Origin of the sequence: Flavobacterium marginilacus, assembly GCF_026870155.1 — a bacterium.
GTDB classification, from domain to species: domain Bacteria; phylum Bacteroidota; class Bacteroidia; order Flavobacteriales; family Flavobacteriaceae; genus Flavobacterium; species Flavobacterium marginilacus.
The window spans coordinates 2,913,715-2,934,534 of sequence record NZ_CP113975.1 but is presented as its reverse complement, the minus strand read 5'-3'; the positions used below and the strand labels follow the sequence as shown (position 1 = coordinate 2,934,534).

The window sequence follows — 20,820 nt, the reverse complement described above, 5'->3', positions numbered from 1 at the left end:
TTTATAAAAAAACTACTAATCAATAGCTCTTTTTGTAATATCTCCAAAGGCATCAATTCTTCTGTCTCTAAAGAAAGGCCAGTTCTGACGCACATTTTCCTGTAAATCCAAATCCACTTCGGCAATCAGGATTTCTTCTTTATCGTGTGAGGCCTGCGCCAAAATTTCTCCTTGCGGTCCTGCAATAAACGAAGAACCCCAAAACTGAATTCCTGCTGTTCCTTCAATGTATTGTTCCAATCCAATTCGGTTTGCAGCTGCTACATACACACCATTAGCAACGGCATGTCCTTTCATTACATTCATCCATGCTCCGTGCTGGTTTTTACCATATTGTTCTTTTTCAAGAGGATGCCATCCAATTGCTGTTGGATAAAACAATACATCGGCTCCTTGTAAAGCGGTCAAACGCGCAGCTTCTGGATACCATTGATCCCAGCAGATTAAAGTTCCTATTTTTCCTTTTTCGGTTGGAAAAGCTTTGAAGCCTAAATCGCCAGGTGTAAAATAGAATTTTTCGTAGAAATGCGGATCGTCTGGAATGTGCATTTTGCGGTACAATCCAGCCTCTGTTCCGTCAGTATTAATGATATAAGCGCTATTGTGGTAAATCCCTGCCATTCTTTTTTCGAAGAAAGGGACAATGATTACCACACCCAACTCCTTTGCCAAAGCACTAAAAGCAATAAATGAAGTGCTGTACAACGGCTCTGCCAAAGCAAAATTATCTACATCTTCACTTTGACAAAAATAATGACTGCTGTATAACTCTGGCAGCGAAATCACCTCGGCTCCCTGACTAGCTGCGTCACGCACCCAGCTCAAACATTTTTTAAGGTTATTTTCGGCAACATCGTTTAGATTCAATTGAATAACCGCTATTTTGTATTTCTTCTTTGACATGTTAAAAAAATTAGACTGCAAAAATAGTTCTTTTTTAAAACAGTTGCAGTACTGATTGCCGGTTTTTATATTTTAGCAAAGTATTGACTAAATTCATTTACTTTATTCCAATCAGTATATTCTATCACTGTTTTGGAATTAACTGGTCCTTTTGTTATTAACATTATTAACTGTATCATAATTCGATCTTTAAAACTATAAAGACTGTAATCCAGTTTTCCAGCAAAAACCGCAACAGTTGTAGGCCGCCATTCTATCGCATTTAGAAATTTAATTACATATGGATTTGTATCTGCTTTACTTTTTTCAACTTTCCGAGCAACCAAATTTACAGAAATGAATGCTGTTTTTTTTGAATTTAAAAGTTCAAAATTCTCTTTTATAAGATTTTCAATTTGATCGTTATGCTTTCCATATCTTATGCTCGAAGCAATAATTACTTTATCAAAGTCTGTTATTTTTTTGCTAAAATCATCAATCGAAAAGATTTCGGTTAAATGATTATTCCGAATTAATATATCCTTTATATGGTAACAGATTCTTTTCGTTAAACCATTGACAGATGAATAAATAATAATTGTTTTTGTTTCTTTTCTAAATTTTTCGCTCATTAATTTTTTGTTCTGATATTACAGGAGTTTAATATAGTTTTCTTAATTATCATAAATACAAAACCAACTTTTCATTAAACTGACTGCGCAAATCTGTTAGCGGTTGTAATTATTCTTCCACACGATTAAACTATCATTAGGTAAGTCGTATTCGTATATTTTTTTTGATATACTATCAATATAAATCCATCCATCAGAGGTAAATCTTGGTTCAGTACCATCTTCTTCTGATACATCTTGACCAATATTAAAAATATAATAATTTGTAGAATCAGTTTTTTCAGTTCTATCTAAAAGCCATTCAATTCGTTCTTTGTTTTTTAAAGAGGATTTAATAAGTTTATTATCTGATTTTTTAATATAATCAACAATTAAATCATCGTACCAATTTTGAGCTTTTGATTCAGTTTTTGCTTTATTTACAGATAAAGGATCAATTTGTTTTTCAACTTGACTTGTTTTGCTACATGACAAGAGTGCTGATGAGATTAATAATAAAAGTGTTTTCTTCTTCATTAAATATAAGTTTTGATTATAAATTCTTTCGTTCGGCTCAGGTATAATGTATGACTAATACAGTCACAACTTTTCATTAAGCTAATTGCCCAAATCCGTTGTAGCTGTTATGGGTTACCTTTCTTCTCAAGATATAAATAATTCGGAAAGATTGAATCTTTCTCAGTTTCGTTTATTTTCTTTATCCATTCAGGAAACTTGTAATTAACTTTTATGACTGAATCATTTATTAAGTAATATTCACAAAAACTGTCACCATTCTTTGGATATTTTTTGATGCCATTTGAGTGTCTTAAGTATTTCATATCAAGCAAATCGGCCTTATAAGACCAAAGTAGTTCTATTTTGTCAGCTTTAGTGTGATAGTGATTTGTGAAAAACCAATACAAGCATTGACCATGAAACTGATAAACAGCAAATTCTTTTTGGAAAATAACTCTTATCCAATATCTTGTGCCACTTTGTTTAGCTGACTAGGCAAAATCTCTATTGTCTGACATATAATCACCAATTATCTTTGGAGCTTTTTCGGTGTTTTTAGCTATTAAATTTTCTTTGACTTTAAACTTTGGATTCCCTTTATGATTTTCTTTTCTGCAGCTTATTAAAAAAACGATAAGAAATAAAACTGCAATTTTTTTCATGTGAAGTTGTTTAAAGGTAACCCATAAAATGTATACTCGCTGGATTATAGCGATAATACATCATATATGAGATATTTTGTGCTATAATTATAGTAAATGTATTCTATTTAATTTCAAAAACAAAGTTTTAATAATCACATTACATCATCACTACAACTGAAAAATTAAAATATCTCGCCTAGTCGCGATAGCAGTTAAAATCTTTGTTTTTCCGGTGTTCGGCAACCAAGATTACTTCATCATATAATTTTTTTTCATAGGAGTTCAGTGAACTTTGTTTGTAACGTATAGCGGGACTGCTGCTGTAGGAAAGTGACTAACTTCTGCTCCCAAAAAACATGCGAAAGAAAAATAAAAATTATAATTCAATTAACATCTTGGATAAAATACCATTGGCGGTAATGCCTAAATTTGTGCAAACATGAAATGTCTATGAAAACCCCAATTCCCATATCTTTATTAGAGTTAGCCATAATCACTGAAGGCAGTAATGCTGCTGAAACGATGCACAAAACCAAAGAGCTGGCACAGCTGGCGGATGGTTTGGGATACAATCGGTTTTGGCTGGCGGAGCACCACAATATGGCACATGTGGCGAGTTCGGCTACGGTGGTTTTGATAGGATATGTGGCGAGTCTGACGCAAAATATACGAGTTGGATCGGGGGGGATAATGCTGCCTAATCATTCTCCGCTTATTATTGCTGAACAATTTGGAACATTAGCAACTTTATATCCAGACCGGATTGATCTTGGTTTAGGAAGGGCTCCAGGCACCGATTCACTGACAGCACAAGCTATACGAAAAGATTTTTTTGAGGAATCGCAACGGTTCCCTAAAAATGTTTCGGCACTGCAGGATTATTTTTCTGTAGAGAATGCTGTATCAAGTGTTCGTGCTTTTCCTGCCGAAGGGACAAATGTCCCTATTTGGATTTTAGGTTCAAGTATGGACAGTGCAGCATTGGCGGCGTCATATGGACTGCCTTATGCGTTTGCGGGACATTTTGCACCCCGGCAAATGATTCAGGCTTTTGAATTTTACAGAGAAAACTTTAAACCGTCGGTCTATCTTGAAGAGGCGAAAACGATGGCATGCGTCAACGCAATTGCAGCTGATACGGACGAAGAAGCTGAAATTCTGTCTACAAGTTTATATCAAATGTTTCAGAATTTAGTTCAAAACACTCGAAAGCCATTACAGCCTCCTGTGGCTTCGCTGAGCGATCTTATGAATAATATGAGCGAAGAATCTCGTTTTCATGTTAACCAAATGACGGCTGGTTCTTTTATTGGCAGTAAGGAAACATTAACCAAAGAATTAAAAAAGTTTATTGAGTATTCCCGCATCAGCGAATTGATGATTAGCAGTCCGATATACAGTCATCAGGATAAAATGAAAAGTCTGCGAATGCTGAAGGAAGTTGTAGATAGTATTTAATTTTCATCAGCAGTTTTTGAGGTAAAAAATACTGTATTTTATTTTGTTAAAATGCAGTATTTCTATGTTTTAATATTGTTGTTTTAATTAACTGCTTTAAGTCTGAAAAGTTCCTATAGTATCTCACCAAATTTGAAGCCATAGCAGGACCGCAGCCTTAGTCTTTTTTGGCTCCATTATGTCGTCTAAGTCTAAGAGGGTTTCGTCTTTCCATCCAATTTCGTTAAGCAGATTCTTTACCGAGGCTTTAGCTTGGTCATCATTACCACATATTTTGAGCTAAAATGGTTTCATCGTTTGGCTGTATGATCTTAATCAAATCCAGGGGGCTGTTTATTATGTATTTAGCTCCTGCAGCGATTAATTCTTCCTCCAGACGGTATCCCCATGTCACGCCTACTGCAGACATGCTGGCATTGACAGCAGTCTGCATATCAATATCTGAATCTCCAGCAAAAATAATTTCTTCGGCCTCTAGTCCCATTTTTTTGCTTATTGCAATGGCCTCAGTAGGATTTGGCTTTTTTAATGCTTCAACGCTTAAACCGACTACAGTGTCAAAATACCCAGGAAATAAATCGGCAGTAATTTTCTTGGTAAGCGCATCTGATTTATTCGAAAAGACACTTAGTTTTATATTATTTGAAATCAAATGATCTAATAATTCGATAATTCCATCATATGCTTTTGTTTTTCGGGTGCAGTTATGACTGTATTCTTCAATCATCAGCTGGTAGCAGAGATCAATATGCTTTTCATCATTATTGGTTTCCGGCAGTGATCTGCTTACCAGATTTCGAAGCCCGCTTCCAATGAAATATTGATATGTTTCATAACTGTGCATTGGATAGTTCAGCCCTTGAAGAACCGTATTCATAGCATCTGCAATGTCCTCCAGAGAATTGACCAATGTGCCGTCTAAGTCAAAAATAACGCCTTTAAATTTCATTTTTATTTTTTAGTATTTGTAAAAAGTGGTGACAAAGTCATTTGGATTTTATAAAAACAGCTCATTTTACATTTATTTCTTTCCAGTTATTTTTTTGAAAACGTTTACTATACCTACGCTAAGGAAACCAATTATAAGTGCCACACAAAATTCTTTTATGACAGATGGTAACTGCGGAAATAAATGATGTAAAAATTCAATGTTGTGCACAAATATGCCGCCTGCTACAAGAAGTAAAGCGATTGTGCCAATCACGGCCAGACTTTTGATGACTTTTGGCAAAGCCTGTACTAATATGTTTCCTATGATTTTTAGTAAACTGCGGTCGTTTTTACTTTGCTTAATCATTTTATAGCCCAGTTCGTCCATTCGGACAATCATGGCTACAATGCCATAAACTCCAACTGTTGCCAGCATTGCAATTATTGAAACTACAACAATCTGGGAAAACAACGGTTTTTCCATGACTGTTCCCAGCGCAATAATTACAATTTCTACCGATAAAATGAAATCAGTCACTATTGCTGATTTTATTTTGTCTTTTTCAAGAGCAAGGATTTCTTCTTCGGTGTATTCTTTGATTACAGTTTCAGTAACGGCGTGTCCGCGGTGAAACAGATATTCGTATATTTTTTCGGCACCTTCATATGCCAGATAAAGTCCTCCAAGTACCAAAACGATTAGTACTCCCAATGGGAAAAATCCGCTCAGCAGAAAGGCAATAGGTAAAATGATTAGTTTATTTAAAAGAGAACCTTTTCCAATAGCCCATAAAACAGGAAGTTCTCTTGAGGACATAAATCCAGAAGCTTTTTCGGCGTTGACCGCTAAGTCATCACCCAAAATCCCAGCTGTTTTTTTTGCAGCGACTTTACTCATTATGGCAACATCATCCATAATTGCTGCGATATCATCTAATAGTACGAAAAAGCCTGATGCCATTTTAAGTGTTTTAGAAACTGTTTTTTATTTGTTTCAAATCTTTTTAAAGCCTAGATTTTTATTGATGCGAATCTACTACTTTTTGTTGGTTTTTTTGCAAGAATTGATTTTGAAGAACTAAAATTCATGGTCATTATAACTCAAATAAAAAACACCAGCCTCTCGACCAGTGTGTTGTTTTAATTTTGAAAAAAAAATATATTTAGCTGTTTTTTTTAATATTAAAAGTGCTGTGCCGAAAGCCTTAATACTGATTGAATGTTTTTGATACAGCATTTCCGGCTTATAAGATTTACATCATTCAGGAACAGCTGTCAAAGTTATTAGTTTAACGATTCAATTTTAAATCCTGCTTCCTGTACTTTTTCTATTATTTCTTCTTTGGTAATTCCATCGGTTTTTATGGTGAGAATTTTGTCTTTGTTTTCTGTATCCACTTCCCATTGGAAAATGCCTTTGGCATCATTAAGAAAAGGTGTTACTTTGGCAATACAGCCATCGCAGTTGATGTTCGTTTTAAATTGTAAGCTGTTATTTTCTGTTTTCATGTTTTTTATTTTAATAGTAAATTATTAGTTTTCATTTAATGGATTTTGACTATTTCTTCCATTTTAAACGCAGGCTGTTACTTACCACGCTCACACTGCTTAAAGCCATTGCAGCACCCGCAAGCATCGGATTCAATAAAAATCCGTTAATAGGGTAGAGGATTCCCGCTGCAATTGGGATTCCTATCAGGTTGTAGATAAATGCCCAAAAAAGGTTCTGTTTTATGGCTGCCACAGTTGCTTTTGATAATCTAATAGCCTCGGGTATTTTTTTAAGATCTGATGAAATGATAGTCATTTTTGCAACATCTATTGCAATATCGCTGCCTTTTCCCATCGCAATACTTACATCTGCCTGTGCCAATGCCGTACTGTCATTAATGCCGTCGCCAGCCATTGCCACGACTTTACCATTGGCTTGGAGTTCTTTAACGTATACCGCTTTTTGTTCTGGCAATACTCCGGCTTTGTAATGATTGATGCCAACATTTTTGGCTATTGCTCGTGCGGTGGTTTCATTGTCGCCTGTCAGCATATATACTTCAATACCATTTTTTTGCAGTTCGGCAATTGCGGTTTTTGAATTGGGCTTTATTTGATCTGCAATGGCATATATGGCTAATGCTTTTTTACTGTTGGAAAACCAAATGACGGTTTTAGCTTCATTGCTCCATTGTTCTGCTTTTTTTAATAGTTTGTTTTCAATTGTGATTTCATTTTCCTCTATTAAAGTCTTATTGCCGACAAAATAGGTTTCGTCCTCAAAAACAGCTTTAGCACCTTTACCGGTAATGCTTTCAAAATTTGAAACAGCTTTTTTTGTTTGTGAATTTAAATGCTTCACTATTGCTTCTGCCAGTGGATGTTCTGATTGTTTTTCTATGCTGAATAAAATTTGCTGTGACATATTGTCTTCGGCTAGCGAAAATTCATCAGTTACAATTGGTTTTCCTTCGGTTATTGTTCCGGTTTTGTCGAGTACTATTGCATTGATTTTTTTTGCTTGTTCCAGACTTTCAGCATCTTTTATCAAAATCCCCATTTCTGCACCTTTGCCGACTCCGACCATAATTGCTGTGGGTGTTGCCAATCCTAATGCACAAGGGCAGGCAATTACAAGTACGGTTACTAAAGCCATTAAGCCTTGCGTAAAGCCATTTTCACCTCCAAAAATTGTCCAAACGATAAATGATGCAATGGCAATGATTATAACAATTGGCACAAATACACCAGCGATTTTATCGGCCAATTTTTGAACAGGAGCTTTGCTACCCTGTGCATCCTGTACCATTTTGATGATTTGGGCAAGCATGGTGTCGCTTCCAATTTTTTCAGCTTTGAATTGAAAACTTCCCTTTTGGTTGATAGTCCCTGAAAAAACTTTTTCGTTTTCGTTTTTTAACACAGGAATCGGTTCGCCGCTCAGCATGCTTTCGTCTACATAAGAGGTGCCGCTAATCAGCGTTCCGTCTACTGCTATTTTTTCTCCTGGTTTTACCAAAATAATGTCGCCAATCTGTACCTGCTCAATAGGAGTTTCCGTTTCATGCCCGTTTTCGTTAATAATGATAACTGATTTTGGCTGTAACCCTATTAATTTCTTAATTGCTGACGAAGTATTTCCTTTGGCTTTTTCTTCTAGCAGTTTTCCTAATAATATAAAAGTGATTACAACTGTTGCAGCTTCAAAATACACATGAGCATGTAATCCTCTCTGATGCCAAAAATCAGGAAACAGCGTATTGAAAACACTAAAAGTATAAGCAGTTCCAGTACTCAAAGCTACCAAAGTATCCATATTGGCAGTTCGATGTCTGGTTTGCTTCCATGTGTTTGAAAAAAAATCCCTTCCAATCCATGCAATCACAGGCGTACTCAATAGCCACATGATTTCATTCGTGTAAGGTATATTCATAAAAAACATATTAATAATTACTAATGGAACAGAAAACGCCACTGCCCAATAGGTTTTCTTTTTCAGCAAAGCAAATTTTGCATGCTGCAGGTTTTCGATCGTATTGATTTCCTCTTTATTTTCTTCGATCAATAAATCATAACCGCCGGACTGTACAGCTTTCTTTAGGTTTATGGGGTTTATTACTCCCGGGATATATTCGACAGCAGCGGTTGTCGTAGCAAAATTAATTGCTGCATTTACAACGCCCTGCTGTGATTTTAAAATGTTTTCAGCATTTGCAGCACATGAAGCGCAGCTCAATTCTAATACTGGAAATGTTTTTTTGATAGTAGTTACGCCATAGCCTAAATCTTTTATAAGATGAACTGCTTCAGAAACTGCTTCGGTATTAGCCACCTGAATAACGGCGCGTTTGTTGTTTAATTCGACTTTGTGGGTTTTAATTCCCTGCTGTCTGCTCAATGCCTTATCAATGATTAAGGCGCAGTGTTCGCTTTCGACCCCTTCGAGAGGCAGAAAGATTTCTGTAGTACTTGCTTTTGCTGTCATGTTCTTTAATTACATAACAAAGGTCGCGGTATCAGGTCTATTTCATGTTACCTGATTTTGGATAGTATTTGTAACATTTACAGTTCGTCTAAAGGTCTGCGTTTGTTTTCCTTGATGTTCTTAAAATAAGTAGGAGTGAGGCCAGTGACTTTTTTGAACTGATTACTTAAATAAGCAACGCTGGAGTAATTCATTTTTACAGCAATTTCGCTTAATGACAACTCATCATAAACCAGCAGTTCCTTTACTTTTTCTATTTTTTGGGCAATAAAGTATTTTTCTATAGTTATGCCTTCAGTCTCAGAAAACAAATTGGAAAGATAGGTGTAATCGTGGTGAAGCTTATTGCTTAAATAATCGGAGAGATTGGTTTTTATATCACTTTTTTGATGATGTACAATTTCGATAATAGAAGATTTAATTTGTCCAATAATTCGGCTTTTCTTGTCGTCTATCAATTCAAATCCCAGATTTTGCAAATGCTGGCTGAGTATTTCTTTCTCTTTTTCAGTAATTTCTTTTTCTAATAGTACTTCGCCCAAAGTAATATTTAAAGGGTGATGCCTAAGTTTTTCCAATTCATTCTTAACCGTCGCAATACAGCGGTTGCAGACCATGTTTTTAATGTAGAGTTTCATAGTAATTCAGAATCCTTGTGTTTGGCAAAAAATAGGCCTCACTGTAAACAAGTAAAGATATTGTTTTTAAACATTCATACACGGCATTCGCATTTAAAAAAATATAAACACGAATTTCACCAATTAACACTAATTCTTATCAAAATTGAAATCAAGTTTTACAACTTTTACAGTTTCGAATATTTTGTGTAATTAAATAGCAATCTTAATTCGTGCAAATTAGTGTCAGAAACTTTTAAAAGCGAATGCCGTGACATCCTTAGATTCTCTGAATTCTATTTATTTTAGTTACTGCAGTGTTCTTCAAAAAGCTGCTTTTCTTGAGGTTTTCTTGTTATTGGTTCCTCAGTTTTTTTAGTGAAGTTTTTAGTCTTGGCAGGACTCATGTCAGTAATCCACTTCAGATATTCCCATAAAAAAGTAAAAGAATTATAAACCATATCATACAGAGAGGCAAAAAAACGAACTGACAGTTTTATAAAATTATAACCCAAATCATATATATATGCAAAAAAGTCAATAAAGATATTTAGTAATGATATTTTTTTATTTTTTGATGCTGATCCCAAAATAGTATAGTTTATTTCTTTTGTTTTTAAATCATTTGAAGGACAGGTGGTTACCGGTTTTTTGTTCGGTTTTGGCTGTCAAAATGTGGCGCAAAATTAGTTAAACTATATTGAAATAGCGACAAAATGCATTTGTTTTATTTTAAAGTAGTAAAAAACTTATTTTTAAAAACAAAGGAAATCTGGTTTATTTATTCCAAAAAACCAGAAATTTATTGTTACTGATTCAGCTTCAATGTGTTGATTTCGGAATTGCTTTTGCTATTGATGTGAATGGAGAAATCAGGATTTAAATAGTTTCAATTACACTTTCCTGCGGTCTTCTGGATTTTGGTAAAACTTCAATTCTGTTGAAATCGTCTTCCGAAGCATAACCTACAGCCATTGCAAAAAGCGGTTTGAAGGCTGGCATATTTAGAATGTCCCTATACTTATCCGATTCTATACCTTCCATTGGTGTCGAATCCAGTCCTAATGCAATACTGGCTGTCAAACCAACTCCCAAGGCGATATACACTTGCTGTGACAGCCATACTTTTAAATCGGCTTCGGGTTTATTAGCTTTAATCTGATTGTACCAATCCCTTCTTGCCTGTGGTAATTCGTTGTCTACTATTTGCTGAAAAGCATCGAGATCATCGGCTACGCTGAATACAACCAAAAGTTGGGCTTGATTTACTTTTTCAGTATTATGCATTGAAACCGAAGCTAATTTTGCTTTGATTTCCGGATTCTGCACAAATGTAAATTTCCAAGGCTGTATATTTATAGAAGAAGGAGAGAGACGTAATATTTCTTTTAAGTCTTCAATTTTTTCTTGAGGTATGGTTTTGTCAGTGTTGTATTTTTTAGTACTATACCTTTTTTTTATTAATTCTAAAATATTCATGGCAGTATTTTTATAAGATAAATTATTATATGCAAAGTTAAGTTAATAATAGTTTTATACAATTTGATTGAGTCAGATGCGTATTACATTTTGTAGTGAATGCTAATTTGGGATATTTCACAGTGTAGGAGACATTGCCTTGGCGGGATGTTGGAATTTATGTTGGCTCTTGGAGTCCTGTCCTTGAGAAACGAAGTACCCGGGAGAGATCCTTTGGATAATCACATTTGCAATATTTTTTCCAATGATTTGCCGAGTTTGTTTTTTATAGTGATATTTCGAAGAGAGGGAAGTATTCGTATATAGACTTGTGAAGTATATACTTGCATTATTAAATCAGTATTTACTTATACGTATTTTTCCTGTCTTCATGCCTAAATATACAGAGCTTAAGGCATTTTTTTTCAAAATGGTTAGTTTATTACATAATTTCATTTTTTTTTAAACACATAAGATTAAATTTAACTAAAGAAGTCTAATATGAAAACGACAAAAAAACTATTGCTTTTAATTATCCTAGTCTTATTTTGTGCCTGCAAAAAAGATTCAAAAGATGAAAATTCAAGTTATACGAGTACGAGTAAAAGCACCAGTGCCAGTGTCTCAGAATGTTTAGCTCCGGCTAGTTGGTTTGCGATGGAAAACAATACCAGAAAAACTCCTGCGCCAAATGAAGGACCAACAAGCGTATTTGCAAACAATGCAACTGTAACTAATTGTGACTTTCATCAATGGTCTTGGCAAAAGTTTCTTTGGTTAACCAATGAGGTTAATGGACAGCCATCATTTATTACAACTTTGATTCAGGTGAATTCGGCTGGTAAAAGACTAGATCAAAGTAAAGGGATTGTTTTGACAGATACTGGTCAGGCAAGTTCACCTACTACAGATATTTTGAAAACGCCAAATTATCCATCGGGGATTCCGCCTTCTACTACGGTTTATTATTCAATATTTATGGATAAGCTTCTTTATGGAGCAATGCTAAAATATGGACCAATAGCAAAAAGCGATCCTACAAAATTGAAAGGCGTAACTTTTCCCGTAGGCTCATTGGAACTTAAAACGTCTTGGATAAAGGCAAGCGTTCTTAAGGATACCACTTCCTATTTTATTACCAAAGGGGAAATCAATGGAGTAACAACGAGAGTGGCTCTTTTGGGAATGCACGTAGTTGGGGTTGTGGAGAATCATCCCGAATTTGTATGGGCTACTTTTGAACATGAAAATCTTGCACCTGCCTATGATTGGTCCAAGGCTACGCCTACAACCGATGCACCGGTGACCAGCACTGTCGATTATCCTTTTTTCAATAAAAGCTCCACTGCTACGGTTAAGAATATAACTTCAAAAAATGGTATTTACACTGACGTTTTTTCGGTTTACAAATACGGCGTTCCTGTTGAGAAAGCAATGAAAGGATCTCATAATGTACAGCTTTATATGAAAACAAGCCAAAATGGTTCAGAGAACTTAGGCAATATTCGAACTATAAATCAAAGTGTTAAGGCACAGCTGAAAGGTGTTTGGAATAATTATTTCTACAATGGTTCAATATGGATCAATACTGCAGGATATGTAGGTCCTCAGGCACAAGCAGCCCTATTGGATTCGTTAAGTTATGATCTTTCAAATTCTCAACCCGGAAAATTGACAAGAGGTTCCGTTGCCGCCTACAATATTACTATGGAAACCTATGTTCAGGTTGGATTTACTCCGACTTCTATACATGGAACTACAGTTGACAATCTTGTTAATTGCTTCTCCTGTCATAATACTTATAATAGTACTAGTACTGGTTCTAATCTTTCACCGCTCTTTATTAGTCATATTTTTAAAGGATATGTAAAAAATCTGCAGGGTTTAAATACCAAACAAATCAAGCAGGCACATGCTGATGAATTCATGAAAGAATACAGATTGCGCCTAAAAGGAATTTAGTTGAATAAAATCAGTTGTTATTAATTCAAATGACAAATACAAAAAACCACAAGCTGTTGTTTGTGGTTTTTTTATGTTTTTTTTGAATGAATTATCTGGAATTTGCAAAGACTTTGATTATAGAGTTGCATTGGTTGCTTAGCGCGTGTAAAAGAGTTATAGTACTTCACAGGGCATTGAAGGTTCGAGCAAAGATTTATTTTGGTAATATATTCAATATTTCATTCATTTTTTGTGTTTCTATTTTGTATAATCCTAATGTATTCATGTTCCATATTCCAATAGCAACAAGAGAACCTAATAATGTTTTAATTTCGCTCTCTTCGTCCAAATTTTTGATTATGTGTTCTGAAAACCATTCATTCCATAACAGACAATATTGTTCGTTGTTCACTAAACATTTATAGATAACTTTCATCAGTTTGCGATAGCTTTCGTCATTACATTTCCTTAGGGTAATTCTAAGAAGTGCAATAGCCGGATTGGGCAAATCTTCCGACTTTAATTCTTCTTGAACCCAGTTTTTGTATTCTTCAAAGTTTTCTTTGAAAAGGGTATCAAAAATAGATTCTTTCGTTGGAAAATGATGAATAATACCGCCTTTACTGAGACCGCACTTTTTTGAAAGAGCATCAAATGATATCTGGCTAAGTTCATATGTATTTGCCAATTCAATAGCAGTTTCCAAAATTAGCTTTCGGCGTTCAATAGGATCTTTTTTCTTCTTATAATTATTCATGACATTTTATATTATGCAGTGTAGACTGCTTTTTTATTTTAATCCTAGAATTCTATTTACATTATAAAATTAGGTTGTTTTCACCTTTTATCATAAAATATTGTAAATTTTAAAAAGTTTTAAATTGTAAAGATACCAAACGTTTGGTATCTTTGTAAAGACAAAAGCGTTTTTTGTTTTAAAGAAAATTTTACTTTCAGATTTTTTATCAATTATACAAAACAAAATAGATTTATGAAAACAATACTTGTTGCTACAGATTTTTCACCAGAAGCCAGTAATGCTACAGCTTATGCTTCTCAATTTGCTGCCGATACAGGAGCCAAAATTATTTTATTCCACCTATATCATGTTTCTATACATGCGCTTAATGCCCGCGTACAATCTTCTTCAATAGATGAATTAAAGGCAGACTGCGTAAAGAAACTCTCAGATTTAGCAAAGAAACTTTCTGAGAATTATAAAATTGAAGTAATGCCAATTTTGAAAATGGGAGATTTTGAGGATCAGCTTCAAAAGACAATCGATACCACTCAAGCTGATATTGTTGTCATGGGGATGTTAAAAGATTCAATAGAGCAGGATTTATTAGGTAATACCACAACAGCAGCTTTGCAAAGGCTTAAATTTCCAGTGTTGGCAGTTCCTCTTAATGCCAAATATAAAGGGTTGAAAACAATTCTTTTTGCTTGTGATATTACCCGTGGAGTACAGAAAACTATATTGCAGAAGGTTAAAAATATTGCTGTACGATTAGGTGCAGCTGTAGAAATGTTTCATGTGAGCAACAAGCTTAATGAGTTGGAAAACGAGCAAAAAGAAGCCAAAGTAATAGAACATTTTACAGACGGATTAAATGGAACAAATTATTATTATAAAAATGTAACATCTAATACAATTATTAAGGCCATTCAGGATGAAATAACTCAAATAAATGCTGATTTATTAATTATGGTTCCTTATAAATACGGCTTTTGGGATTCATTGATGCGTATTAGCAAAACTAGAATGATGGCTTCTAGAAGTGAAATTCCTCTTTTGTCACTTCCGCTTTAAAATTAGCAGCATTGTAATTCAAATTTCAACAACAAAAACCACAAGCGCTAGTTTGTGGTTTTTTTATTTATTGGTCTCAGATTAGGGTTTAAAACCCTGCAATTTATTGCAGTACTTTAGTAATGCGAAAAAATGTAATCTTCTACTTTTAATATTGTTTAACAGATTTTCAAAATAGAGAGACTGAAAAGTCTCTCGTCAAACAAACCTCTGCACTTTCAGTGCAAAGTGGTTTAGTTTTTTTTTGTGATGCCACAAATTTATTTGGTTCTATTGTCGCTACGCAAATAAAGTTCGCTACTATTGGTTGTATTTTAACAACTGTTAGTTGTATTTACGTCTTAAATGTACCAAATTAAAAATTACTTTTAGCTTTTTTTGAAATGAAATTAGGTTGAGGTTTGTTTTTGATGGCAAGGACTGCAAATGTACGCTATCTGATGCTTCAGTTATTGCTAGGTACAAAGCAATTTCCATCACGATAAATTACTTTGTTTGCCTTAGGTAGTGAATTTGCCCCATTCCTCGCAATGAGTTTGATTGCGGACTTGTATTGTTTGTTTTACGTGTGGCGAAGTCGGGAGACTTCGGAGCGGGGGGTATGGATTGGAAATTATAATTGTTTGGAGATATTGTTAAAGTTTAGCTATTCCGACAACACATTATTCTCAAAGTTTGTCATTCCGGTACGAGGAATCTTCGCAAGTAATTCTGCAATCAAAATGCTCAATTTTTGTCGAGTTTCTAACGGGGATTCATCCTTCGTCGGAATGATAATATTATGTTAAACCAACGTTTCTTGCTTTATTTAATTCTTTCTGAACATTATTAATGCTAATTTGCACTATCGGAAATTCCGAAGAGGGTGGATTCAACATATAAATGCAACAGTATTCAATTTATTGATTTTTTCGGCGAAAATTTCATTAGGTGTTTTATAGCCAAATCTTTTTCTGGGTCTGTTGTTTAATGTATTAACTACTGTTTTTATTTGTTGTTCTTCGATGTTTTCAAAGTTAGATTTTTTAGGAAAATATTGTCTTATTAATCCGTTTAAATTTTCATTGGCTCCTCGTTCCCAGCTATGGTAGGGTTTGGCAAAATAATAATCGATATCTAAATCTTCTGCAATGGCCCGATGATTGGCAAATTCCTTTCCATTATCCGAAGTAATGGTCTTGATTATTGGTTTCCAATCTTTCAATAATTCAATTGTTTTCTGCTGTATTGCACTAGCTTCTTTGCTTTCTACTTTTCCCATAAAAAGTATTCCAGAGGCTCTGTCATTGATAGTTAGTAACGCTCCTTTGTGATTCTTACCAATGACCAAATCAATCTCTAAATCGCCCAATCTACTTTTCTTTTCTACAATCTTTGGACGCTCGCTAATATCGACCCTACCAATAATAAGTCCTCTTTTATCCTTTAAATGTCCTCTTTTTTTATACTTTTTACCCTTGGTCCTAAGATGTTTATATAAGAGTCCTCCTTTGCGTTTATTTTCCCAAATATATTGATAGATTCTTTCTTTAGAAACCATTGCTCTTTTGTCAATTTTTGCTCTGCCAACAATTTGTTCAGGACTGTAATCTTGCTTTAAATAAAACAAAATATTTGCTTCAACTTCTGAGGTTAAAGTGCATTTTTTGATCTTAACCTTATGCCTGTTTAAAGCTTTTTTATCCGCCAAAACAGCTTTATAAACACCACTTCTTTGATCAGAATTACGTTTTATTTCTCGAAAAATAACTGATTTGTTTTTATCTACCAATTCAGCAATTTCGGAAATACTGATACCGGCATTTCTATATACTTCTATTTTGTATCTTTGTTCTAACGTTAAATGTGCCATCTATTTTGAGTGTTGCAACCCAAAGATATGATGATTTTTTCGCCAACTCTAGTGTTATTCTTTTGACCTAGGTCAAAAGAATAACACTAGAGTTTTTTTTCACGTTGCATTTATTACTTGAATCTAAGGAGTTATATAGATTGAATTTTTAATAAATAATTGTTTTGTGAGAATATTTTGTATATTTAAAGAAAAATTAACAATTAGAACCAATATATTTAGAATGAAACATTTTTTTTCGATTTTAGCGCTATTTATTTTAATTAGCTGTTCAAGTGATGACTCAGAAGATAATCAAGACCAAAAAACAATAATTCAAAGTGTTTTGCCTAGCTTATCGGCTAGCTCAACTAATATTGGTGAGACAATTACAATTAATGGGCAAAACTTTAATCCAAATATAGCTTGTACTATTAAATTTAATGGAACAAATGGTCAAATCACTCAAATTACTTCAAATACAATAAGTGTTACAGTTCCAGTTGGTGCAACTTCTGGTCAAATTGAGTTAACTACAAATGGTGTTACACTTAATGTGGGCTATATTACTGTAAATGGGACAAATCGCCTATTTGCTTACAAACAATGGGGAACAATTGTTGAATTAAATCCAGTTACAGGTGCAGAAACTAAAACTCTTGTATATGGTACAGGATCTAATTATTTAAAGGATTTAGGATATTTTGCTCCAACAAATGAAATTATTGCACAGGGAGTTGGTAACACTTCCAAACTATTCAAAGTAAAACTTACAGACAAGACTGTAAAAGAGATAACTTTCGCAGGGTATGACCAATTGATCATAACATCAACAAAATTATATGGATACAAATCGTATGAAGGTATTATTGAATTGAATCCAAATACAGGTTCCGAAATTGGAAACTTAATAAATACAGGAAATACATCAGGCGATTACCTTTATGGATTAATTTACAATGATGCAACAAATGAAATAATAGGAGAAAAATATGGTAATGACAAGAATGTGAACCTCGTTAATAAAATTTGTAAGATAAAACTTTTTGATAATTCAGTAATTGAAAGTACTTATTCTGGTTATGATGAACTAATTCCTGCATCAAATGGAAAGTTATATGCTTATAGAGGGCTCAAAAGGATAGTTGAACTCAATCCTGCCACTGGTGCGGAAAACAAAACTTTAAAAAACATTAGCGATCCACATATTTCTAATTTTACTTATTTTCCGCAAACAAATCAACTAATTGGGAAAAAAAACATATATAATAATGGAATTGTTACATCTAAATTTTTAAAATTAAACCTAACTGATAATTCATTATCTGAAAATAACATTCTTAAAGATGATTATGATTATCTTATCGTAACAAATTAAAAAACAAATATCAATAAGTGGCTGAAAGTGATATTATAACTTTTGAGACTGCTTCTTATAAATAAAAAAACTGCAAAGCGTTGTGACTTTGCAGTTTTAAGGATTTTATTGTTTTTATTTATTAGTGTGCCAACTCGGTTTGGTTTCTAAAAACCAGTTCACCATCAAAGGAATCCAGTAAAATAATGCTATCAGTCTTTATGTTGCCTGCTAGAATTTCCTTGGACAATTTATTCAAGACATCTCTCTGGATGACACGTTTTACCGGTCTTGCACCAAATTGAGGATCATACCCTTTCTCAGACAAATACTCGATGGCCTGAGGCGTTGCATCCATTGTGATGCCTTGTTGTGCCAGCATTTTGGTAATACTTTTTAATTGTAATCCAACAATCTGAGTAATATTGGCGGTGTTTAGCGGTGTAAACATTACAATTTCGTCAATACGGTTGATGAACTCGGGGCGTACGGTTTGTTTTAATAATCCCAGTACTTCGACTTTGGCAGCTTCGGTGGCGGCTTCGACGCTTCCTTTCAGGTTTTCAAATTTTTCCTGTATAATCTGGCTTCCCATATTAGAAGTCATGATGATAATCGTGTTTTTGAAATCAGCCAGACGTCCTTTGTTGTCGGTCAAGCGTCCTTCATCAAGCACTTGCAGCAGGATGTTGAAAGTGTCAGGATGCGCTTTTTCAATCTCATCCAGTAATATTACTGAATATGGTTTTCTACGCACAGCTTCGGTCAATTGACCGCCTTCGTCATAGCCCACGTAACCCGGAGGCGCTCCTACCAATCGGCTCACGCTGTGGCGTTCCTGATACTCGCTCATATCGATTCGGGTCATGGCGTTTTCATCGTCAAAAAGATATTCGGCCAAGGCTTTGGCAAGCTCGGTTTTACCAACACCAGTTGTTCCAAGGAAAAGAAAAGTACCCACTGGTTTTTTAGTGTCCTGAAGACCGGCACGGCTGCGTCTCACGGCATCGCTCACAGCTTCGATAGCTTCTTCCTGACCTACAACTCGGTGGTGCAGTTCGTCTTCCAGATAAAGCAGTTTTTCGCGTTCGCCCTGCAGCATTTTCATTACTGGAATCCCGGTCCATTTGGCTACCACTTCGGCTATGTCTTCACGGGTTACTTCTTCTTTTATCAATGAGGTTCCCGATTGGTTTTCGGCCAATTGTTTTTGATATTCAGTCAATCGATCTTGAGCTTCCTTGATTTTTCCGTAACGGATTTCGGCCACTTTACCGTAATCGCCGTCACGTTCGGCGCGTTCGGCTTCGTGTTTAAAATTTTCGATTTCGGTTTTCACATCCTGAATGTTATCGGCAACTTCTTTTTCGGCTTTCCATTTGGCGTAAATAATATTTCGTTCTTCTTTGAGATTAGCCAGATCCAAGCCTAATATTTTTAGTTTGCTTTCGTCCTTTTCACGTTTGATCGCTTCGATTTCTATTTCCAGCTGCATTATTTTTCGATCTAAAACGTCTAGTTCTTCGGGTTTGGAGTTTATTTCCATGCGCAGTTTCGAAGCCGCTTCATCCATTAAGTCAATAGCTTTGTCTGGAAGAAAACGATTAGAAATGTAACGCTGCGAAAGTGTAACTGCCGCAATGATCGCATCGTCCTTAATCTGTACTTTGTGATGTGTTTCGTATTTTTCTTTGATACCTCTCAGAATCGAAATGGCACTTTCGGTATCGGGTTCTTCGATGATAATTTTCTGGAAACGGCGTTCAAGTGCTTTGTCTTTTTCGAAATATTTCTGGTATTCGTCCAAAGTCGTCGCACCAATGGCGCGCAGTTCACCACGGGCCAAAGCTGGTTTCAGAATATTAGCAGCATCCATTGCGCCCTCACCGCCGCCTGCACCTACAAGCGTGTGGATTTCGTCAATGAAAAGTACAATATCTCCTTCAGAAGCGATTACCTCCTTAACAACCGATTTCAGTCTTTCTTCGAATTCTCCTTTGTATTTTGCACCTGCAATCAGAGCTCCCATATCGAGTGAGAACACGATTTTTTCTTTCAAATTATCGGGTACGTCGCCATCTACAATTCGGTGTGCGAGTCCTTCGGCAATAGCGGTTTTACCTACGCCGGGTTCTCCAACCAACATCGGGTTATTTTTTGTACGACGAGTTAAAATTTGTAATACGCGTCGGATTTCCTCATCACGGCCGATTACGGGATCTAGCTTTCCTGTTCTCGCCAGTTCGTTGAGGTTTTTGGCGTATTTGTTCAATGAATTGTAAGTCTCTTCAGCTGAAGCAGAGGTTACTCTTTCGCCTTTGCGCAATTCTTCAATAGCTGCTTTCAGTCCTTTTCCGGTAACGCCCTGGTCTTTCAGGATTTGGGACACTTTGCTTTTAGAATCAAATATTGCCAAGATTAAATGCTCGATTGAAACGTATTCGTCATTCATTTTTTTGGCAATGATTTCGGCTTCGTTCAAAGCGGTATTAGCTGTTCTGGAAAGCTGTATTTCACCTCCTGAAACTTTTGGAAAACTCTGAATTGTAGCATCCAGAATCTGAAGAAACAGCGGTACATTTACGTTGAGTTTTTTCAAAATAAAAGGCGCAACATTTTCATCGACTTCAAAAATAGCTTTGAAAATATGTTCGTTTTCTATTTGCTGCTGCCCTAAACTCTGAACCAACTGTTGTGAGAGCTGTATGGCTTCCTGCGATTTGATTGTAAATTTGTTTATGTTCATGGCTAAAGGTTTTATATTTTTTTATAGGTTTAAT

Annotated in this window: 17 protein-coding genes; 4 read left to right on the top strand and 13 right to left on the bottom strand. The window is 35.0% G+C overall.

Annotated elements, in window-relative coordinates; translation table 11 throughout:
• Window positions 1-15: 15 nt before the first annotated feature.
• From OZP07_RS12600 to OZP07_RS12585, 4 genes are all read right to left on the bottom strand, one after another.
• Entirely contained in the window at window positions 16-903 is an 888-nt protein-coding gene (locus OZP07_RS12600; protein WP_281635344.1) for a carbon-nitrogen hydrolase, read from the bottom strand.
• Window positions 904-968: 65 nt separating this feature from the next.
• Window positions 969-1,514, bottom strand: a complete 546-nt coding sequence (hemG, locus tag OZP07_RS12595; protein ID WP_281635343.1) for a menaquinone-dependent protoporphyrinogen IX dehydrogenase — start codon at window positions 1,512-1,514, stop codon at window positions 969-971.
• Window positions 1,515-1,610: 96 nt separating this feature from the next.
• The gene (locus tag OZP07_RS12590; RefSeq protein WP_194641974.1) at window positions 1,611-2,030 is read right to left on the bottom strand and encodes a hypothetical protein; all 420 of its coding nucleotides are present in this window, start codon (window positions 2,028-2,030) and stop codon (window positions 1,611-1,613) included.
• Between the two features lie 473 nt (window positions 2,031-2,503).
• Window positions 2,504-2,674 (bottom strand): hypothetical protein, encoded by a 171-nt coding sequence (locus tag OZP07_RS12585; RefSeq protein WP_281635342.1) that lies wholly within the window; start codon window positions 2,672-2,674, stop codon window positions 2,504-2,506.
• 432 nt (window positions 2,675-3,106) lie between these two features.
• Here OZP07_RS12585 and OZP07_RS12580 point away from each other — a divergent pair, with 432 nt between their 5' ends.
• Window positions 3,107-4,114 carry an LLM class flavin-dependent oxidoreductase gene (locus tag OZP07_RS12580; protein WP_281635341.1) on the top strand — a complete coding sequence of 336 codons (1,008 nt, stop codon included), beginning with the start codon at window positions 3,107-3,109 and terminating at the stop codon, window positions 4,112-4,114.
• 262 nt (window positions 4,115-4,376) lie between these two features.
• Here the strand turns inward: OZP07_RS12580 and OZP07_RS12575 are convergent, their stop codons facing one another.
• From OZP07_RS12575 to OZP07_RS12550, 6 genes are all read right to left on the bottom strand, one after another.
• Window positions 4,377-5,063: an HAD family hydrolase gene (locus tag OZP07_RS12575; RefSeq protein WP_281635340.1), complete on the bottom strand. Its 687-nt coding sequence runs from the start codon at window positions 5,061-5,063 to the stop codon at window positions 4,377-4,379.
• A 72-nt stretch (window positions 5,064-5,135) separates the two neighbouring features.
• Entirely contained in the window at window positions 5,136-6,005 is an 870-nt protein-coding gene (locus OZP07_RS12570; protein ID WP_281635339.1) for a DUF808 domain-containing protein, read from the bottom strand.
• 323 nt (window positions 6,006-6,328) lie between these two features.
• Window positions 6,329-6,553 (bottom strand): heavy-metal-associated domain-containing protein, encoded by a 225-nt coding sequence (locus OZP07_RS12565; RefSeq protein ID WP_281635338.1) that lies wholly within the window; start codon window positions 6,551-6,553, stop codon window positions 6,329-6,331.
• A gap of 49 nt (window positions 6,554-6,602) precedes the next feature.
• The gene (locus tag OZP07_RS12560; RefSeq protein ID WP_281635337.1) at window positions 6,603-9,020 is read right to left on the bottom strand and encodes a heavy metal translocating P-type ATPase; all 2,418 of its coding nucleotides are present in this window, start codon (window positions 9,018-9,020) and stop codon (window positions 6,603-6,605) included.
• Window positions 9,021-9,097: 77 nt separating this feature from the next.
• The gene (locus OZP07_RS12555; protein WP_281635336.1) at window positions 9,098-9,658 is read right to left on the bottom strand and encodes a helix-turn-helix domain-containing protein; all 561 of its coding nucleotides are present in this window, start codon (window positions 9,656-9,658) and stop codon (window positions 9,098-9,100) included.
• An 858-nt stretch (window positions 9,659-10,516) separates the two neighbouring features.
• Window positions 10,517-11,116, bottom strand: a complete 600-nt coding sequence (locus OZP07_RS12550) for a nitroreductase family protein (protein WP_194641982.1) — start codon at window positions 11,114-11,116, stop codon at window positions 10,517-10,519.
• 480 nt (window positions 11,117-11,596) lie between these two features.
• Between OZP07_RS12550 and OZP07_RS12545 the strand changes: the two genes are divergently transcribed.
• Window positions 11,597-13,057, top strand: a complete 1,461-nt coding sequence (locus OZP07_RS12545; RefSeq protein ID WP_281635335.1) for a hypothetical protein — start codon at window positions 11,597-11,599, stop codon at window positions 13,055-13,057.
• 196 nt (window positions 13,058-13,253) lie between these two features.
• Here OZP07_RS12545 and OZP07_RS12540 read toward each other — a convergent pair whose 3' ends face one another.
• Window positions 13,254-13,796, bottom strand: coding sequence for a TetR/AcrR family transcriptional regulator (locus OZP07_RS12540; protein ID WP_281635334.1), 543 nt, complete (start codon window positions 13,794-13,796; stop codon window positions 13,254-13,256).
• 234 nt (window positions 13,797-14,030) lie between these two features.
• Here OZP07_RS12540 and OZP07_RS12535 point away from each other — a divergent pair, with 234 nt between their 5' ends.
• Window positions 14,031-14,852, top strand: a complete 822-nt coding sequence (locus OZP07_RS12535; protein WP_281635333.1) for a universal stress protein — start codon at window positions 14,031-14,033, stop codon at window positions 14,850-14,852.
• A gap of 871 nt (window positions 14,853-15,723) precedes the next feature.
• On the opposite strand, the gene OZP07_RS12530 is transcribed toward OZP07_RS12535, so the two are convergent.
• Window positions 15,724-16,704 carry an IS30 family transposase gene (locus tag OZP07_RS12530; protein WP_281635332.1) on the bottom strand — a complete coding sequence of 327 codons (981 nt, stop codon included), beginning with the start codon at window positions 16,702-16,704 and terminating at the stop codon, window positions 15,724-15,726.
• 223 nt (window positions 16,705-16,927) lie between these two features.
• Here OZP07_RS12530 and OZP07_RS12525 point away from each other — a divergent pair, with 223 nt between their 5' ends.
• Window positions 16,928-18,061: an IPT/TIG domain-containing protein gene (locus OZP07_RS12525; protein WP_281635331.1), complete on the top strand. Its 1,134-nt coding sequence runs from the start codon at window positions 16,928-16,930 to the stop codon at window positions 18,059-18,061.
• A 121-nt stretch (window positions 18,062-18,182) separates the two neighbouring features.
• Here OZP07_RS12525 and clpB read toward each other — a convergent pair whose 3' ends face one another.
• Complete coding sequence (gene clpB, locus OZP07_RS12520) at window positions 18,183-20,786, bottom strand: ATP-dependent chaperone ClpB (RefSeq protein ID WP_281635330.1); 2,604 nt, start codon at window positions 20,784-20,786, stop codon at window positions 18,183-18,185.
• Between the last annotated feature and the right edge of the window lie 34 nt (window positions 20,787-20,820).

Bases quoted from the DNA above. Each gene is read 5' to 3' on its own strand.
- OZP07_RS12600 (WP_281635344.1), bottom strand. From the start codon at position 903: ATGTCAAAGAAGAAATACAAAATAGCGGTTATTCAATTGAATCTAAAC.
- hemG (WP_281635343.1), bottom strand. From the start codon at position 1,514: ATGAGCGAAAAATTTAGAAAAGAAACAAAAACAATTATTATTTATTCA.
- OZP07_RS12590 (WP_194641974.1), bottom strand. From the start codon at position 2,030: ATGAAGAAGAAAACACTTTTATTATTAATCTCATCAGCACTCTTGTCA.
- OZP07_RS12585 (WP_281635342.1), bottom strand. From the start codon at position 2,674: ATGAAAAAAATTGCAGTTTTATTTCTTATCGTTTTTTTAATAAGCTGC.
- OZP07_RS12580 (WP_281635341.1), top strand. From the start codon at position 3,107: ATGAAAACCCCAATTCCCATATCTTTATTAGAGTTAGCCATAATCACT.
- OZP07_RS12575 (WP_281635340.1), bottom strand. From the start codon at position 5,063: ATGAAATTTAAAGGCGTTATTTTTGACTTAGACGGCACATTGGTCAAT.
- OZP07_RS12570 (WP_281635339.1), bottom strand. From the start codon at position 6,005: ATGGCATCAGGCTTTTTCGTACTATTAGATGATATCGCAGCAATTATG.
- OZP07_RS12565 (WP_281635338.1), bottom strand. From the start codon at position 6,553: ATGAAAACAGAAAATAACAGCTTACAATTTAAAACGAACATCAACTGC.
- OZP07_RS12560 (WP_281635337.1), bottom strand. From the start codon at position 9,020: ATGACAGCAAAAGCAAGTACTACAGAAATCTTTCTGCCTCTCGAAGGG.
- OZP07_RS12555 (WP_281635336.1), bottom strand. From the start codon at position 9,658: ATGAAACTCTACATTAAAAACATGGTCTGCAACCGCTGTATTGCGACG.
- OZP07_RS12550 (WP_194641982.1), bottom strand. From the start codon at position 11,116: ATGAATATTTTAGAATTAATAAAAAAAAGGTATAGTACTAAAAAATAC.
- OZP07_RS12545 (WP_281635335.1), top strand. From the start codon at position 11,597: ATGAAAACGACAAAAAAACTATTGCTTTTAATTATCCTAGTCTTATTT.
- OZP07_RS12540 (WP_281635334.1), bottom strand. From the start codon at position 13,796: ATGAATAATTATAAGAAGAAAAAAGATCCTATTGAACGCCGAAAGCTA.
- OZP07_RS12535 (WP_281635333.1), top strand. From the start codon at position 14,031: ATGAAAACAATACTTGTTGCTACAGATTTTTCACCAGAAGCCAGTAAT.
- OZP07_RS12530 (WP_281635332.1), bottom strand. From the start codon at position 16,704: ATGGCACATTTAACGTTAGAACAAAGATACAAAATAGAAGTATATAGA.
- OZP07_RS12525 (WP_281635331.1), top strand. From the start codon at position 16,928: ATGAAACATTTTTTTTCGATTTTAGCGCTATTTATTTTAATTAGCTGT.
- clpB (WP_281635330.1), bottom strand. From the start codon at position 20,786: ATGAACATAAACAAATTTACAATCAAATCGCAGGAAGCCATACAGCTC.